The organism is Nostoc sp. (assembly GCF_054880495.1).
On record NZ_JBTYKD010000090.1, the window covers coordinates 1 to 16,499 of the forward strand.

Sequence of the window (16,499 nt, forward strand, 5' to 3'; positions counted from 1 at the left end):
CGACACGAGAGCCTTTGGTTACTGGGCTCTCGTGTCGCCCACCCCACAAGTAGTAGTAATTTATTTCTTGGAAGTCCCTTACCTGAAAATAGCTGTAATTTGCCAATATAATATAAATTTTACGTTTTTAGTTTGCCGATATTGAAGCGACAGCAAATAGAAGCAGTATTAAGCCGTTGAACTATTCTTGTTTTTTCACCTGGCGATGAATAGAAATTTTGGATGAGCAGATTGGGTAAACCATTAGGTAGAAGCAATTCTTGTCTACTCAAAAAAACCAGAGCCAAATTCCTGACTCGCCTCACCAAATTATTTTAGTTATTTAAGATACCATCGCACTTAGTGATAATACTTCTTTTGTCTTTACTTACTTAATATTCCTTTTACATTTTATAGCGTTTCCTAATCAGCTGAGGTACATCATCACCCCCTCCTCGCTTGCTCTTAGGGGGTTGGGGGTGGGGTTCTTGTACCTCACAAGGGACGAGAACGGCTATATTTATCATTACTGCCCTATAAGTAGCTAAACTTCACACTTGAGAATATACCCTACCTCTTCACTCTTGCTTAAACAAATATCATATCCTGCTTCATGATTACTTAAAGTAAATGTCATTACTTATACCATTGTAATAGCAGTTTAAAAGATTGATATTAGAGAAGTAGTTTAAAAATATCGCTTGTCTCTTTAAAACATGAATAAAAAATGGGCTGCTAAACGACTTACAATCAATCTCACATCAAGCGAGGCACAGAAGCTTGAACAATTCTGTTCAATCACGGGGAGACCAGCAACAGATGTGATTCGGGAGTTAATTCGCTCTCTTTCTTATCAAGAGGAAAAAGCCTCCCGAGCCTAGTAAATCATACTGAACAAAAAACAAAACCATGATCAGCACATCTCAATTTGTGAGGGAAATATAGTGTTTTACAGTTATTAGTTGTTTTGCTGCAAACACGCGCTATAGGTGAGTCAAATCACCAGAGGAGTTTAGAGGCAGGAGTAACAGCATTCCTTCCTGCCCAAACGCCTCGATATCGGCGAACAACTCAATAGGCTGCAATCGCTGTTGGCAGTGGATGTATGCCAAATGTGGTAATTAACGTGTCGCGGAAGTCCCCACCTTCTGGTGCTTCCGCTACGCGAACAATCTACTCTAATGGTAGGTATAGGCAGCACAACGACCGCGTAAATCCTAATCAAAATACTAATTCAGGCACAGATCGTTGAAGCAGGAATCACGCTACTTTCAGTCGTGTGAGGTTCAAATTTTAACTGTTAATACTGTTAGAGCCTAGAATCTCACGGCTTTAACTGGGAATGAGCGTAGCGATATTTCCCTAGCCGTGGGAGCATCTAATTGCCCATTCCATAATAGTGAGTAATGGCTTTGCCAAAATCTACCCTTTAGATTCAAATGCAGGAGTATAGCGATCGCCTCTTCGATAGCGGAGAATCTAATGAGAGAGTGCAATTGCTTGTTCTCAATTACGACGGAAATTTCTCTTGCGTTGCTTGTGCCTTGCGACTTCTTTGCGCTTGTGTTTTTCCAAAGGCGTTTCAAAGTGACGATTCTTTCTCATGTCTGGAAAAATACCTGCTTTGGAAACTTCCCTCTTAAATCGACGTAAGGCTGACTCAATTCCTTCATTCTCGCCCACAAATACTTGGGTCATTTTCATCTCCTACTTAATTGGTACTGGGCAATTTTCAGCCATCCAGTAGACCGGAGCGCAAAAAGGGCAGATAATGATTCTGCCCTTAAGACCTTAAAACTGAATTTTTTATCTTAAAGTTTAGTAGCGTCCTCGAGAGTATCCTCCGCCACCGCCACTATTGCCGCGACGATCGCCACCACCACCAAAGGAACCGCCTCTATCTTCCTTGGGTTTAGCCTTATTCACTTTGAGATCGCGTCCCATCCACTCAGCACCATCAAGAGCTTCAATGGCTGCTGTTTCTTCGGCTTCAGTACCCATCTCTACGAAAGCAAAGCCGCGTGGACGTCCTGTTTCACGGTCAGTAGGCAACTGAACCCGCTTTACAGCACCATGTTCGGCAAAAACAGAGGTAAGGTCTTCTTGTGTGACCTCGTAGGATAGATTACCTACATAAATTGACATGCATTATCTCCAAAACCATAAGTGTGTAGAGATTTAGATTTCGGAGACAAGCTTGTTAAGACCAAAAGGGAAAAGCCTGTCAATACTAAAAACAAACACTGTAACCGAATTTTATTCTCACTTGATTATCTTAGCACATGATTCAGTTCTTACCCACCGTAAAAAAGGAAGTACTAAGAGTTAGAGTGCTACGCGCTAAATTGGGTATTGGGCACTTGTACTGAGCGTTCGCGTAGCGTCTCGTAGAGAAGTCGTTGGCGCAGCCTCTCGTAGAGAAGTATTGGGTATTGGGTGGGCATTATCTCCCCTACTCCCCATCCTTTAGATCAGCGATTCATGGGCAACTCCAATATTGATTAGCATAAATTTCCCAAATAATTGCAAAATAAATGCAGTTCGTCATTGTTAGTACCTGAAAATGCCGACTACACTTGCTGATGCCCAAAATTTACTTTCTGACCTGATCGCGCGCTACTCAAAGCGTGTAGATTATCTGATGATTCGCCTTGAAGAAGCAGAAGGGACTGATATCTTGTTGCGTGGCGATAAGGTAGAAACACTCAGTGAAGGTATCTCCATTGGTGGACATATTCGCGCTTGTTATAAAGGTGGATGGGGGTTGAGCTGCTTTAACCAACTGGCGACAATCAAAGATCGTATAGAAGAAGCGATCGCTGCGGCGCGAATGGTTGGTGATGAAGAAACTTTACTTGCACCCATTGACCCGGTACAAGCAGTGTGCATTCTACCTCTAAAAGGCACCGACCCCCGAAAAATCTCACTCTCGAAGAAAAAACAATTGTGTGATCGCTATGCCCAATTGCTCAAAAGCGTTGATCATCGGATTACCACTACCTCGGTGCGTTACGGTGACAGTGCCCAAAAAGTGATCATCGCTACCTCAGAAGGCACTTTAATCGAGCAATCTTGGGTGGACATGGAAATGCGCTTTGCCGCCACCGCCAGAAATGGCGAAACTGTACAAACTGGACGGGAAACTACTGGTTCTCGCAAAGGTTACGAAGATTTAACTGATTTGGATGAACAGGTCAAAGGTGCAGCTCAAAGAGCGATCGCGGCTTTATCTCTGCCATCGGTCAAAGGGAATACTTATACCGTAGTCATTGACCCAATTCTCACAGGTTTATTTGTCCACGAAGCCTTCGGACATCTTTCTGAGGCCGATATGGCTTATGAAAACCCCGATTTGCTGGAAGTCATGACCATCGGACGGCGGTTTGGCCCAGAAGAACTGCAAATTTTTGATGGTGCAGATCCAGAAGGACATCGCGGCAGCTATTTTTACGACGATGAAGGCACACCTGCCACTACTACTCAACTAATTAAAGATGGAGTTTTAGTTGGACGTTTACATTCTCGTGAAACTGCTGGCAAATTGGAGGAAGCACCTACAGGTAATGCACGTTGTCTTAACTATCACTTTACTCCCATTGTGCGAATGACAAATACCTGGATTGAACGGGGCAAAACGCCAGTTAAAGACTTATTTACCGATATCAAAGAAGGAGTTTATGCCCGTAATTGGTTGGGTGGGATGACGAATGGGGAAATGTTCACCTTTAGTGCTGGGGAAGCATGGATGATTAGGAACGGCAAAATTGCTGAACCTGTGCGGGATGTGACGCTTTCGGGAAATGTCTTTCAAACTTTAGCGGATATTGAGGCACTTGGTGATGATTTTTACTGGGATGAATCTGGCGGTTGTGGTAAGGGAGGGCAAAACGGTTTGTCAGTGGGTTGTGCTGGCCCGAGTCTGCGAATTCGAGATGTAGTAGTTGGTGGGGAAACGTGAATTATCCGCCGCTATAACCAGTATTTTGGGTATAGCGGCGGACTTAGGAACTGACAAATTAAAAAAATATCCAATTATTTATTGTGGGGTGGGCAATAACCAAAGGCGGGCAAGATGCCCACCCCACAAGATTGGATAATTTATTTCTTGGAAAACCCTCGCGGCAATGAGTCAAAAAAAATCAATTTGCTAGCCAGAAAGCGACGTTACGCACATAGGTTTGGTAGAGTCGATGCCCGGTATTATCCGGGGCACCTCTGTGTTAAATCTGGGCGTGCGACTTTCACCGCACCCAGCTTCCGATGTTCTCAGCTTGCGCTTTTGCTCATGTGTTTGTAATCGTGGCAACTCTCATGAATCGTCCTTCAAATGTGAGGGATTTCTTACCATCAATACCTGCCGTCTTTTTACCAGCATTTAACTGTGATACTTGTCTTATTGCAAGAAATCGAGCCGAGGTAGATTTAAGAATAAGCTTTTGGAGTAACCGCGCTTTCCGCTTGTCTCCAACTTGAACAGCTTTGTACACACGATGAGTGAAGGCGGAAAAGATTTCGGCGGAATTTCTTCCACGCTAGGGCTTTCCAAGATTCACTAGTTTTGCAACTGTGTCTTATCATTTTCTCTTCTCTGGTTAGTGTATTCTGAACACCTCGCAACAATTACGTTGCGTCCTACCCGAACTGTGGGGATTCTTCCGCTCGTCTGGTTTACCTGGGGTCTCCATTGAATAAAGGTTCGCCACATAATGGACATTTCCATTTCTGATTTTCCGCTATCTTGTATGGCTTGGAGCCTTTATCAAGGCAAGATTTACCATGTTTTTGGTGGCGTTTTTCCCAGTACTCTTTTAATGAAGGGTCGTCGGGGCTTGCGTCGCCTTTTACCTTTATATGGCGTTCGATGGTCGTTTTTTCTCCGACTGTTTCGTTACCTACTAGGTCGTGACCGGACTCCTGAGAGTCTTTTACGTGAGGGTAAGGGGTGTGAATCCCTTAGCAAAGACGGCTCTGCATACTAAACGACCATTTCAGGTCGCGCCGGACTGGATACCGTGATTCACTAATCAACGAATCGCACTAATTCTTCCAAGACCACCTTAAGCCACTAACAGTATAAATTCGACAGTTTCCTTGGTCAAGCCAGAATTTTAAACCCAGCTTTTGTTAGTAGAATTCTGTGGACGCATTGAGACCATCGGTATAAAAGAAAGTAACCTGCTATTCAATCGGCGGATGATCAGACATAAAATAAATTTGAGTATATACTCTAACGACATCTGGCGATCGCATAGGTAAAGATTGATTGATGTTAGAAACCTGTTACTACTCCAGATGCCTTAAGTGCATCTGGAGTTTCTTTTTGGAAAAGCGCAGCGTTAGCAGTTCCCGTCGTTAGCGACGTTGGCGTAGCGTTTTGTAGAGAAGGAGCTTATGGGCTTATACTCAGTCTACTGGTGTAATTTCGTGCATCATTTCTGTAGGTCTCGTGGAGAAGGAGCTTATGGGCTTATACTCAGACACCTTTATCTACCTTTGGGTGTATACCCTGATAACGTAGGATGCTCTCACGGTGAAAATTTGATGACAGAACAGCTTTCGCTCACAATCGTTTGAATGATACTGTAGCTTGATTTTCCGGCTTGCTCCCCATTTTGGATTTTAATTTGCTCTAGATTCGACCTTAAGGCACCTTTATCAGATGATCATAAAGAATGATTAAGAAAAACAACTATAGACAAACATGATAAAAATGCTAGCTGAAAACTTGATGGGAATTGAAGCAAGATTACAAATTAATTGGGTTTGGCTAAATGCCAGCTTACAGTTTGCTACTTGGGGACTTATTTCACTTTTAGTTGCTGAGGTTTTGAGAGATAGCTACCATGCTTTGTGTCACCAAGTCAATTGGCTTGCTAAATGGCACAACAAACACCATAGCGCCTATCGCCGCGATTTATCGATAGTTTCCCTAAAAGTTTATCAAGAATCCCAACTCTATCACGATATTTTAGAGTCGAGTCTACTGCTGGTGGTATTGGTAGTCATTGCCTTAATTGTCCCGCATAAGGGGTTATGGTTGGGAGTAGCTTATGCTTGCACCTTCTTATATGGCGCGTCCGTGCGGTATTTTCAGGGAAAAATTGATACAGACTACAACCACCTACCCGGACCTTTAGAGACAATTCCATCCATTTGGTGGGTGAATCGGTCTTATCATTGGCGGCATCATTTTGATGATGTCAACGCTTACTACAGTGGTGTTTTTCCCCTGGTGGATAAAATTCTTGGTACAGGACTGTCTCTCAAGGGTAAAACCGTCGCTTTAACTGGAGCATCAGGAGCGTTGGGACAAGCGTTAGCGGCTGAACTTATCAAGAATAATGCTAAAGTCGTGGCATTAACCACTAATCCAGAAAAATTAGTCGAGCAAGTTGGGGTGAAGGTGGTTCGCTGGCAGCTGGGCAATGAAGCTAATCTGAAGGATAGTTTAGAGAAAGTAGATATTTTAATTATCAACCACGGAGTCAATGTTTACACCAGCCGCACACCAGAGGCGATCAACTCCTCCTATGAAGTGAATACCTTTTCAGCATTACGGTTGATGGATATATTTTTGACAACCGTAACCGGGCCACAAGCAAAAGCAACGAAGGAAATTTGGGTAAATACTTCTGAGGCGGAAGTTTCTCCAGCGCTGAGTCCGCTTTATGAACTCAGCAAACGAGCGCTAGGAAATATTGTTACCCTGAAGCGATTGGACGGGGATTGTGTAATTCGCAAGTTAATTCTTGGCCCATTTAAGAGTCAACTCAATCCCTATGGAGTGATGTCTGCACAGCAAGTTGCTCGTGGTATCTTATTTTTGGCACGGCGAGACTTCCGAAACATGATTGTGACGATAAATCCTCTTACCTATCTGCTGTTTCCCTTAAAGGAAACTAGCACATGGCTATACTATCGAGTTTTTAGCCGGACAGCGAAAAGTTAAAGTGCGTTATGGTACTGGTTTGGGGCTAGCGATGCCGTTCTCTACGAGACGCTGCGCGTAGCTTGCTTCCCGGTGGCGCAGCCTCTCCTAGAGAAGGGTACGGCGCAGGCTCAGGGTAAGACCTGCGGCGGGCTACGCCGGAGCACATCAGATTGTGGTAGAAAAACATTAGGGTAAAATTACTTGCCATTGCCTGTTCTAATCTATTAGTGGACTTACGAAAATCCGCCTACACAAAAGACTCAAGCCAGTTTTGGCAAGCTTTTTAAGAATAAAGGGAAAAACAAACTTATGGGACTTTTCGATCAGATTCTTGGTGCGATCGCTAATCCTAATCAACAGGGCAGCTTAGGTCAACTGGGAAATATTGTTAACACTGTACAGCAGTTGAGCCAACATACTGGTGCAGACCCGTCTACCATCCAATCAATTTTGTCAATTGTAGGTGGTCAGGTGCGTTCTGCTTTACAAGACAAACAAGCCACAGATGGTAATGAAGCCGCACAAACTCTAGTGAATCAATATGCTGGTACTTCACCTAACCCCGAAGCCGTCGATTCGCTGTTTTCTCCTGAGATGCAACAGCAGGTAGCTGAAGTTGCTGCCCAGCGCACTGGATTGGATGCTGGTATAGTTCAACAATTGCTGCCTTTAGCAGTACCTTTGGTGCTGAATTTTTTACAATCAGGTGCAAATGCTCACAATCCCCAAGCTGGCGGAAATCCTGTGCTGAATTCCTTCTTAGATGCTGACGAGGATGGTGATGTCGATATCGCTGATGCCATCCAGATGGCTAGTAGGTATATGAGATAGTAACAGTTCCTAACTCCCCACTCCTAACTCCTAACTCCTAACTCCCCACTCCCCATATAAATCAGACAGTCTATGTCTAAATTTTTTGACTGTATTACTGAGGAACTGCAAGACTTTATTGCAGCCCAACACCTTTTCTTTGTTGGCTCTGCACCCTTGAGTTCTACAGGTCATGTTAACCTGTCTCCTAAAGGTTTAGGCTGCTTTCGCGTCCTCTCTCCCCACCGAGTAGGTTATGTAGACCTTACAGGCAGTGGTAACGAAACATCCGCCCATTTGCAAGAAAATGGGCGGATAACCTTCATGTTTTGCGCCTTTGAGGAACCTGCGTGTATCTTGCGTCTTTACGGTCAAGGAAAGACGATTTTACCGAGTTCTCCAGACTGGAACTCCCTCTACTCTCTGTTTTTGCCGATGCCTGGAACTCGTCAAATTATCGTCGCTGACATTGAAAAAATACAGACTTCCTGTGGTTTTGGCGTACCACTCTATGAATATCGAGGTCAGCGCCAAACTCTAGTAAAATGGGCTAGTAAAAAAGGTGAAGAGGGAGTTCGAGAATTTCAACAGCAGAAAAATCTCGTCAGCATTGACGGTTTAGCCACAGCACTGAGTAAATTACCATAAATTTGGCTCATGGATTATTTTATTCGTCCACTCACACAAAAAGATGAGCCTTTTCTTTGGCAAATGCTTTATGAAGCAGCCCATCTGGTAGAATAAGGTAATTCGACAGTGCAGGATGCAATGAATAATCCTGATTTGGCAAAATAATGTGAAAAATTGGGGAGGTAAAGATGATAGTGGCTTCGTCGCTATTCTAAAAAGTAGTAATTAGCCACTAGGAGCCGTATGGCTGCGTTTATTGACAGGTGAAAATAAAGGATATGGTTATGTTGATGATCGCACTCCTGAACTAGCAATAGCAATTCTTCCCCAACATAGAAATAATGGTATAGGAACGCAGTTACTCACACATTTGTTAGCAGTAACCAAAACATCTTATCCATCAATATCACTTAGTACCAGAGCGATAAATCTAGCCGTGGGTTTATATAAACGATTTGCCTGGAAAGTTCTTGCTGACAGTGAAATAATCAACCGAGTTGGTGGCATCTCTTTCAAGATGAAAATTGATTTTTAAGCTCAAAGTTCGTCGCTTCTAGGGTACGTTATGGCGTTCATCCTAATGCACCGCCTAATTTTTAAGACCTTTTAGGGTTAGTGTCACCACCAATTATTGGTTGGAACAAGTTCGCTAGTAAAGAGAAAAACGCCGAAACTAACACTAGCAGCATTAAACTAGCAAGGGCAGCAAAGGGAGACATGATGAATAAGAGTAAGAGTGCAAACATCAAAATCGTTAGTAATGTCTTATTCATCTTTTTTCACCTCTAATAGTTTCTATTCTCAAGCTAACCAACTAAGTCATGAACTTGACCAGAGTCAATAGAAGGAATTAGTCTTATCTCTCTGGTTAGATTTTTTAACCAAGTTGACTGCCAAAGTTTAATCTATAAATCAACCTAATTCATAATTAAAAAGGGTTTGATTCCCCTGCTTCTACCAAGCAGTCTTGCTTTAGTTGGGTTCAAATCCCCTTTCTATTACATAATTATGAATTATCAATTATGAATTTTTAACAATCTGTCACCTGCCCTCTGTTAGATTTAACCTGTCCGCGCTTACTTTTGTAGTCAAGGCGCTTTTTTTGAGAACTGCGAGTCGGTTTGGTGGGTTTGCGTTTTCTCGTCACTACAACTGCGCTTTGAATCAGTTCTTGAAGTCGTCTCAAGGCTGACTCCCGATTGTTCTCTTGGCTTCGGTGTTCTTGGGCTTTGATTATCACAACTCCTTCTTGGGTGATGCGTCGATCATTCAGCTTTAAAAGCTGTTGTTTATAATAATCTGGTAATGATGAAGCCACAATATCGAAGCGCAAGTGAATCGCGGTAGAAACCTTATTCACATTTTGGCCTCCCGCTCCTTGCGAACGAATCGCGCTAATTTCAAGATCACTCTGTGGGATAATAACTTTGTTGGAAATTTGCAGCATTACTCACAAGGCAAAAGAATAACTTTTCAATTTGGGATAAAAATCCTTTACTCGGTTTGTTCGGTAAAATCTATTACTACGTCTTGGTCTTCATTGTTGTTCAAATTCACCTCTAAAGTCTGTCCTTCTATTGTCACTTTATCACCCGGTACTAGTCGCCGTCCTCGTCGGGTTTCCAGCATACCGTTTACTTGGACATCGCCACCTTGAATCATCAGCTTGGCTTGCCCTCCAGTTGGTACTATACCCATTAACTTTAAAAATTGATTTAACTTAATTGTGTTGTCTCTGATTTTCTTCATCGTAAATAAAGGTACATATTCTTAATTGTATCGTGGCGTTATCAAGGCAAAGCCAAAACTCTTTTAAAACTTCGTTTCCAGCCAGAGGCTAGTGAAATGCTGCTCATTGCGATTCTAGTGCGAGCAAGGGAGGCAGAGCCTCAATGAGGGACATTCCCAGTCGGAGACTCTTAACGAGACAAAGCCACAACTAGAAGGCATGGGTTGCTTAGAGTATTCCAAGTAAAAAATGATCCAAAAATCAAGCAGAGTTACAAAAGATTTCGACGAACCATTTTTTCAGGTTTGGTAAACGTTGAATTTGCTTGTTCTTCTTCCGCCATTGCATCTAATGTTAATTTAACTCCCGTATGGTAAACCCGCTTAATCAAAGTAACCGTAGGATTTTTACCTTTAAAAGTTCAAGTTGAACTCTAATACAGTATCAACGCTCAAAAGTCAACTACCGCTCCAATGTTGTTCAAGTCATCCGAAGGCTCGTTCAATCGGGTTGTATTTACTGTGGTCAGGTGGATAGTAAGCTAATTGGATTGTCAGTTGAAATTTCTGGGCAAATTTAAGAATACGAAACATAAATTGAGTTCGCCAAGAGTTATTTTCTAATCCATTGTCTTGGTTGATAACTATTTTACGAATGTGAGAAAAACGGTCTAGAATACTTAACCACCAATCTTCGAGGAAGTCAACAATACAATCAGCAGTCAGTTTGGACTGAACGAAAAATAAAAATAGCTCACTCTCTTGAGGCAAAAAAATACCGTAGGGAGTTCAAGTTGGACAATCGGAAAAGTCATGATCCAACGCAACAGTCGGGACACGAGTTTTTCCTCTTCTGTCAAATTCCCCAACTTTTATCCCTACCTTTGCATCCATAGAAATTCGTAGCGTCGTTGGGTCATCATCAGCTTCGTGATTAAGACGATTAACTTCTTTAAAGATAGCTCCAGTTTCTGGTATCTCTTTTATCGGTTTGGTTTTAGTAACCCGCTTTAAGCCATAGCCTAATTGGTTCAATCGTTGTCGAATAACCTCAATTGAAGGCAGTTCTTCATCCTGGTATCCTTTGAGTTCAATCAGTTGATGACGAACCTCTGCTGCCGAAAGTCGAGTGTATAGTTTAATACTATTAAAAGTTGAGTCTATTTGACTCTGCGGGTCTACAATTGACACTATGTCCGACAGGAAATCAGGCAAATTCTCTTCAGTACGCTTGCGTCCCTTAAGCCTAAACGAATCAGCAATTGACATTCCATGTTCTAATTCTTGCATCCCTTTACGAATAGTACGTCTATTCCAGCCTAATTCCCTTTCTGCGATTATTTGTCCTCCTCGTCCCAAACCTTTAACTACTTCTGCCATAAATTGTCGTCGGTCACTTCCTTTTAATTTCTGAGATGTTTTGATGTAAAGGGATTTAAGGCTGTCGGTTAGTTGGAACACAGATTTGGGAAACAGGGGACAGATGGCACACTAATTATTTCTCTAGTATCCCAGCATTTTGGATTATTTATTTCTTGGATTACTCTTACTATGGTATAGGCAGTTGACCTTGTAGTAGCATCTGACTAGCAAGGGCTTGACAGCTAGAGCAATCGCAGCCAAACTTTTGGATAGCAAGCTGTTTTATTCTCTCTGTTTCTAGAGAGCGCATTGATGGAGATTGGGGATATTCTCGGCATCGTCGGTTTAGTGATGTCCTGTCTGGACTCAATACATAGTTTGGTTTTTTCGCGCCGACCTACTTACTCTTAGGTAAACTTTTACTAATTGGCGGTGGTGGAGCGTCAACGATAGCGAAGCGGTAGCGAGTCTTCTCCCAAGGGGAGACGCCAAAGGCGAACGAGCGTCATAGCCCGTCGTCGCGATCGCTCTCACAAAAACTGTAATACCAGTTTATTAATCTATAATGTTGATTGACAAAACTGCCAGATATAGGTGAACAAACTAGTCTGGAAGGTTATTTTAGTGTGTTCAGGTGACTGGATCTATGATTAAGCTTGGTTTATTGGTACAGTCCCAGAATAACTATTTGGGTATCGGAAAAGTTACGGAAATATCTGATACCAATGCGAACGTTGAGTATTTCTGCTCTATCGGGCAACGTCTCCAAAAAACTTTACCTTTAAATTCACTCTCTCAAGTCAAGCTTGAACCACAAGCTCGATGCTATGTCAAGTCCCAAACTCAGGATAAATGGATAATTGGTAGAATTTTCATCTGGGATGAAGATACAGAAATGTATCAAATTGATTTACCAGATAAGAAAACTGCAATTGTTACTGAAGAAGAAATTTACGTTCGTTGCAATTTACCCAACACTGACCCTATCGAAACTCTGGCGATGAAAGGTCACGAAACGCCTTACTTCCACGACAAAAGATTGGCTTTCGTGAAATCCTTGATTCAGCAACGCGCTGTCAGTCGCGGGATGACGGGACTGATTTCGGCAAATATTTATCTTTATCCTCACCAAGTTGAAGTAGTCCGGCGGGTACTGGAAGACCCAATTCAACGCTACTTGCTAGCAGACGAGGTGGGACTAGGAAAAACCATCGAAGCGGGTGCAATTCTGCGTCAATTCCTCCTCGATGAACCGAAAAAAGGTGCAGTGGTGATAGTTCCACAATATTTGCTCAAACAATGGCAGACTGAGTTAGAAAACAAGTTTTACATTTCCCATTTTCCCAAACGGGTAGCGGTGCTGGCGGTTGAAGATATTCATAAAATCAACCTGAAAGCCAAAATAGGCTGCTTAATTTTAGATGAAGCCCATCACATCGCAGCAATGGCAACCTCTAAGGATGCAGCAGTGCTAAAGCGTTTTGAGACTTGCAAAAATATTGCTCATAAAAGCGATCGCTTAGTTTTATTATCCGCTACTCCAGTTCTCAATCATGAGCAAGATTTTCTGGCCATGTTGCACTTGCTCGACCCGACAACCTATAAACTTGATGATTTAGCAGGTTTTCACGCCAAAGTTGAAAGCCGTCAGGAAATTGGTAAACTTTTGCTTTCTTTTAAAGAAGGTGCCAAGCCTCTGGTTCTCAAAAGCAACTTGCAGCAATTGCGAAACCTGTTTGCTGAGGATAAGTATTTACTAAAGCTGGCGGATGATTTAGAAAGTTGTTTACAAGCAAATTCTAGCAACCAAGAGCAAATCGTCCAAGCGATTCGCGTCCACGTTAGCGATACCTATCGACTACATCGGCGAATGCTTCGCAACCGTCGCGCGGCGGTAGAAGATGTGATCTTTGACCGTAATTTTACGCCGAAAGAAGAGTATGATTTAGACGAGCGATCGCCTGATATTCACGAACTGATCAATCAATGGCGTAGTGTCGCTCCCCATCAAAAGCAATATCAGCGAATTTTTCTGCTGTTATTCCTAGCCTCGGGTACTTGGTTAGGTATTTTAGAGCAGGTAATTGTCGCCCGTTTAAGTGGTAAACCTGATTCTAAACTGATCCAGGAGTTTAAAGAAGATGATCTTCGCCTATTAACTACAACTCCCAAATTCTCAGGGGAAGAAGAGATTCTGCAATCCTTACTAAAAGTTATTCGTCAACCTCAAGAGGACGGAGAACGCAGGGAAAATTTACAAACAGTGCTGCTGAATCAGCTAAGTACTTACTTCAAAATTCCTGCAAACGTTCGGAAGAATCAAAAGGAATTCATTACGAGAATACAGCAGAGAATCAAGAGGCCAATTACTGGCGATATTCTCCCCAAATTTATTGTATTTACCAGTTTTGTGCAAACTTGTGCCGAAATTGTCCGTTATTTGTCTGATATTTTTGGTGCAGAGACAGTAGCCAGCCATGAATTTGGGGAATTAGCAGACAAGGTTGAGGAAGGCATAAATAGGTTCAAGAATAACCCAAACTGCTTTATTTTAGTATGCGATCGCTCTGGAGAAGAAGGGCGTAATCTTCAGTTTGCCGACTGGTTAATTCATTTTGACCTTCCTTGGTCGCCTAATCAATTAGAGCAGAGAATTGGCAGACTTGACCGCATCGGCAGCAAAATTGGCATCCAATCTTGTGCCTTGATTGGCCCCTATATGGAAGATAGCCCTCACAATGCTTGGTATAAAGTATTGAAAGATGGGTTTGGTATTTTTCAACAATCAATTGCCAGTCTCCAGTTTTATGTGGATGAGAAACTTGCAGAATTAGAAATAGCTTTGTTTGAATCAAGTGCTGCTGGATTGTTAGAGATGATTCAGCCAATTAAAGAGCAAATTAAAGCGGAAATAGTGAAAATTAGCGAACAAAATACTCTCGATGAAATTGATGCTAACGATGAAATTGCAACCCAGTATTTTCAAGATTTAGATAATTACGATGCTCGTCATTTAGAAATTAAGCGGGCAATTGAAGGCTGGATTTGTGACGCGCTGGGATTCAGGGGACAAAATAACCCAGATTCATCAGAAATGCGACGTTATCAACCGACAACGCGTACCTTAGTTCCCATAAATGATTTAAAAAACCGTTTTGCTGAGAGTTCTCTAGACCAATTTGGTACTTATAATCGCCGGATAGCAAATCAGAATTCTGGTATTAAACTCTTTCGGATTGGGGAAGGATTTGTAGAAGCACTCTTGAACTATATAAACTGGGATGACCGAGGTGAAGCCTTTGCAATGTGGCGCACTGATGCATCTTGGGATGCGAAAGAAGGGAAGGAGTGGTTTGGTTTCCAATGTAATTATGTAGTCGAAACAAATTTAAAACTTGTCAAACAAGTTTTAACCGATTACAAGCTAGATAATTCTCAATTCAAAATCTTGCAGCGACGTGTTGATGCTCTATTTCCGCCAATTATAGAAACTATCTATGTTGATGATCGCAATGAGCAAATACGCGTTGTTGAGGATAAAGCGCTCTTAAGTATTCTGCAACGTTCATATAAAGATAAAAACAATAATCAAGGACGAGATTACAATCTGGCAAAAGAGCGGTTAGGAATTATTGATGATTTTGTTGACCCTAGTAAATGGCAAAATTTTTGTTATCAAGTGCGTAACACTTCTTCACAATTACTTTCCAATCGTCCCGATTTTATTGACTTGTGCCAAAGTTCTGCTAATATTGCCCAAAAGAAATTAGACAATCGAGTAGAACAATTACGCCTACGTCTAAACCAGCAAAGTTGGGATCAGGCATTAGCGGAAGAATTGAAAATAGAAAGTGCTTTAAATGCAGCCATTCTAGAGGGAATTCGCCAGCCGCTTCTAAGGCTTGATTCTGTCGGTTTCATTATTGTATCGGGGCGATCGCTTATGCAATTTGAGTGATATTATCTGCGGATAATTTCTTTTGCTTTTGGCAATGTGTCAGCGATCGCCAGAGTTTACAATAGATTTGTACTAGTGTGAAGCAGTCGCTTCAGGATACTTATGCTAATCCAGTTTCGGTTTCATCCTGAGAAAGCCGTTGAAGCCGCAGCAGTACTCTTAAAGCTGCATGGTAAGCCGATGAAGTATTTAGGCTTACTTAAGATGCTTTACATCGCTGACCGTGTTGCATTGAAACGCATGGAACAACCGATTACTGGTGATCGTTATGTGTCGATGGATTACGGGCCTGTACTGAGCGGCGTTTATGACCTAATCAAAGGGAAGCCCGTTGATGATGCCTTACCTCTCTGGTCTAAATTCATTTCTCCTTGTGATGAAAATCATGTTTCCTTGTTGCATGATCCTGGAGACGAAGACCTTTGTGAAGAGGAAGAGGAAATCATTCAGCAGGTTTATCAAGCTTTTGGGCATCTTGACCCTTTTGATGTTGCTAAGTGGACTCATGATCTTTCAGAGTGGAAAAACCCTCATGGCTCTGCCATTCCGATTTCGGTAGAGGATATTCTCAAAAATGTCGGCAAGAGTGACGAGGAAATCGGGGATATTCAGCAAGAAGCCATTCGAGAAGCTTATCTAGATGGGGTTTTGAATGGCTAGCATCACCATTAATTTGGGAGATGCATTTTTGCTGGATACCCCTCCCAACAATGAACACCTCTACATCGCAATTGCACAAACTTCTGGAAGCAACTATCTGTTCGTCAATGTCACTAGCCGCAGACCTAATTCTGAATTTTCCTGTGTTCTTCTACCGGATTCAGGTATACCAAGCTTTATAGTCCATGAGTCGGTAATAGCTTATCAGTTTGCTCGTGAGATGGATGCTACTCAACTAGCTCTTTTGATTACCATTGGCAGCCCTATTCCGAAAGGGACTTGTTCGATGGCTGTTATTACAGAGATTCAGCAAGGTGGTTTAGTCTCCAAGCGGTTGAAGAAGAGGTATAAAACTGCTCTGAGAGCTTTCCTGGGAATACCACCGTAAGATGTCATAGAGCGCAGTCACATATAGAGAGCGCGTAGTGCTGGGAAACAGAG

The 16,499-nt window shown here is 42.4% G+C and carries 16 protein-coding genes and 2 pseudogenes; 10 read left to right on the forward strand and 8 right to left on the reverse strand.

The genetic code is table 11. From position 1 onward, the window contains the following. The first annotated feature begins 695 nt into the window (after positions 1-695). Positions 696-860 (forward strand): CopG family transcriptional regulator, encoded by a 165-nt coding sequence (locus ACYTXL_RS10075; protein WP_461924608.1) that lies wholly within the window; start codon positions 696-698, stop codon positions 858-860. 625 nt (positions 861-1,485) lie between these two features. Here the strand turns inward: ACYTXL_RS10075 and rpsU are convergent. From rpsU to ACYTXL_RS10090, 3 genes are all read right to left on the reverse strand, one after another. Next, a complete protein-coding gene (gene rpsU / locus ACYTXL_RS10080; RefSeq protein ID WP_069073774.1) occupies positions 1,486-1,677 on the reverse strand; it encodes a 30S ribosomal protein S21 in 192 nt (63 codons plus the stop codon). A gap of 120 nt (positions 1,678-1,797) precedes the next feature. Beyond that, a complete protein-coding gene (locus tag ACYTXL_RS10085) occupies positions 1,798-2,124 on the reverse strand; it encodes an RNA recognition motif domain-containing protein (protein ID WP_461924609.1) in 327 nt (108 codons plus the stop codon). Between the two features lie 195 nt (positions 2,125-2,319). Continuing rightward, positions 2,320-2,442 (reverse strand): hypothetical protein, encoded by a 123-nt coding sequence (locus ACYTXL_RS10090; protein WP_461924610.1) that lies wholly within the window; start codon positions 2,440-2,442, stop codon positions 2,320-2,322. A gap of 100 nt (positions 2,443-2,542) precedes the next feature. On the opposite strand from ACYTXL_RS10090, the gene ACYTXL_RS10095 reads away from it, so the two are divergent. Then, positions 2,543-3,937 carry a TldD/PmbA family protein gene (locus ACYTXL_RS10095; protein WP_461924611.1) on the forward strand — a complete coding sequence of 465 codons (1,395 nt, stop codon included), beginning with the start codon at positions 2,543-2,545 and terminating at the stop codon, positions 3,935-3,937. Between the two features lie 355 nt (positions 3,938-4,292). Here ACYTXL_RS10095 and ACYTXL_RS10100 read toward each other — a convergent pair. Beyond that, positions 4,293-4,557: pseudogene (locus ACYTXL_RS10100) on the reverse strand (reverse transcriptase N-terminal domain-containing protein); the annotation flags it as partial. Positions 4,558-4,685: 128 nt separating this feature from the next. On the opposite strand from ACYTXL_RS10100, the gene ACYTXL_RS10105 reads away from it, so the two are divergent. The 5 genes from ACYTXL_RS10105 (at position 4,686) to ACYTXL_RS10125 (ending at position 8,885) form a co-directional block, all read left to right on the forward strand. After that, positions 4,686-4,958, forward strand: coding sequence for a hypothetical protein (locus ACYTXL_RS10105; protein WP_461924612.1), 273 nt, complete (start codon positions 4,686-4,688; stop codon positions 4,956-4,958). A 722-nt stretch (positions 4,959-5,680) separates the two neighbouring features. Further along, positions 5,681-6,928, forward strand: coding sequence for a bifunctional sterol desaturase/short chain dehydrogenase (locus ACYTXL_RS10110; RefSeq protein WP_461924613.1), 1,248 nt, complete (start codon positions 5,681-5,683; stop codon positions 6,926-6,928). 291 nt (positions 6,929-7,219) lie between these two features. Continuing rightward, positions 7,220-7,741 (forward strand): DUF937 domain-containing protein, encoded by a 522-nt coding sequence (locus ACYTXL_RS10115; RefSeq protein WP_461924614.1) that lies wholly within the window; start codon positions 7,220-7,222, stop codon positions 7,739-7,741. Positions 7,742-7,813: 72 nt separating this feature from the next. Beyond that, positions 7,814-8,368, forward strand: coding sequence for a pyridoxamine 5'-phosphate oxidase family protein (locus tag ACYTXL_RS10120; RefSeq protein ID WP_461924615.1), 555 nt, complete (start codon positions 7,814-7,816; stop codon positions 8,366-8,368). A 238-nt stretch (positions 8,369-8,606) separates the two neighbouring features. Further along, on the forward strand, positions 8,607-8,885 hold the full coding sequence (locus ACYTXL_RS10125; protein ID WP_461924616.1) for a GNAT family N-acetyltransferase: 279 nt from the start codon (positions 8,607-8,609) through the stop codon (positions 8,883-8,885). 61 nt (positions 8,886-8,946) lie between these two features. Here ACYTXL_RS10125 and ACYTXL_RS10130 read toward each other — a convergent pair whose 3' ends face one another. From ACYTXL_RS10130 to ACYTXL_RS10145, 4 genes and pseudogenes are all read right to left on the reverse strand, one after another. After that, complete coding sequence (locus ACYTXL_RS10130; protein ID WP_461924617.1) at positions 8,947-9,123, reverse strand: hypothetical protein; 177 nt, start codon at positions 9,121-9,123, stop codon at positions 8,947-8,949. A gap of 257 nt (positions 9,124-9,380) precedes the next feature. Beyond that, the gene (gene arfB, locus ACYTXL_RS10135; RefSeq protein ID WP_461924618.1) at positions 9,381-9,797 is read right to left on the reverse strand and encodes an alternative ribosome rescue aminoacyl-tRNA hydrolase ArfB; all 417 of its coding nucleotides are present in this window, start codon (positions 9,795-9,797) and stop codon (positions 9,381-9,383) included. Positions 9,798-9,844: 47 nt separating this feature from the next. Then, entirely contained in the window at positions 9,845-10,099 is a 255-nt protein-coding gene (locus tag ACYTXL_RS10140) for an RNA-binding S4 domain-containing protein (RefSeq protein WP_292828745.1), read from the reverse strand. Between the two features lie 241 nt (positions 10,100-10,340). Next, positions 10,341-11,554 (reverse strand): annotated as a pseudogene (locus tag ACYTXL_RS10145) (ISAzo13 family transposase). 532 nt (positions 11,555-12,086) lie between these two features. On the opposite strand from ACYTXL_RS10145, the gene dpdE reads away from it, so the two are divergent. From dpdE to ACYTXL_RS10160, 3 genes are all read left to right on the forward strand, one after another. Next, complete coding sequence (gene dpdE / locus ACYTXL_RS10150) at positions 12,087-15,398, forward strand: protein DpdE (RefSeq protein WP_461924619.1); 3,312 nt, start codon at positions 12,087-12,089, stop codon at positions 15,396-15,398. Between the two features lie 102 nt (positions 15,399-15,500). Further along, a complete protein-coding gene (locus ACYTXL_RS10155; protein ID WP_461924620.1) occupies positions 15,501-16,058 on the forward strand; it encodes a Panacea domain-containing protein in 558 nt (185 codons plus the stop codon). Next, positions 16,051-16,446 (forward strand): hypothetical protein, encoded by a 396-nt coding sequence (locus ACYTXL_RS10160; RefSeq protein ID WP_461924621.1) that lies wholly within the window; start codon positions 16,051-16,053, stop codon positions 16,444-16,446. The genes ACYTXL_RS10155 and ACYTXL_RS10160 overlap by 8 nt, the downstream gene beginning before the upstream one ends. Positions 16,447-16,499: the final 53 nt, after the last annotated feature.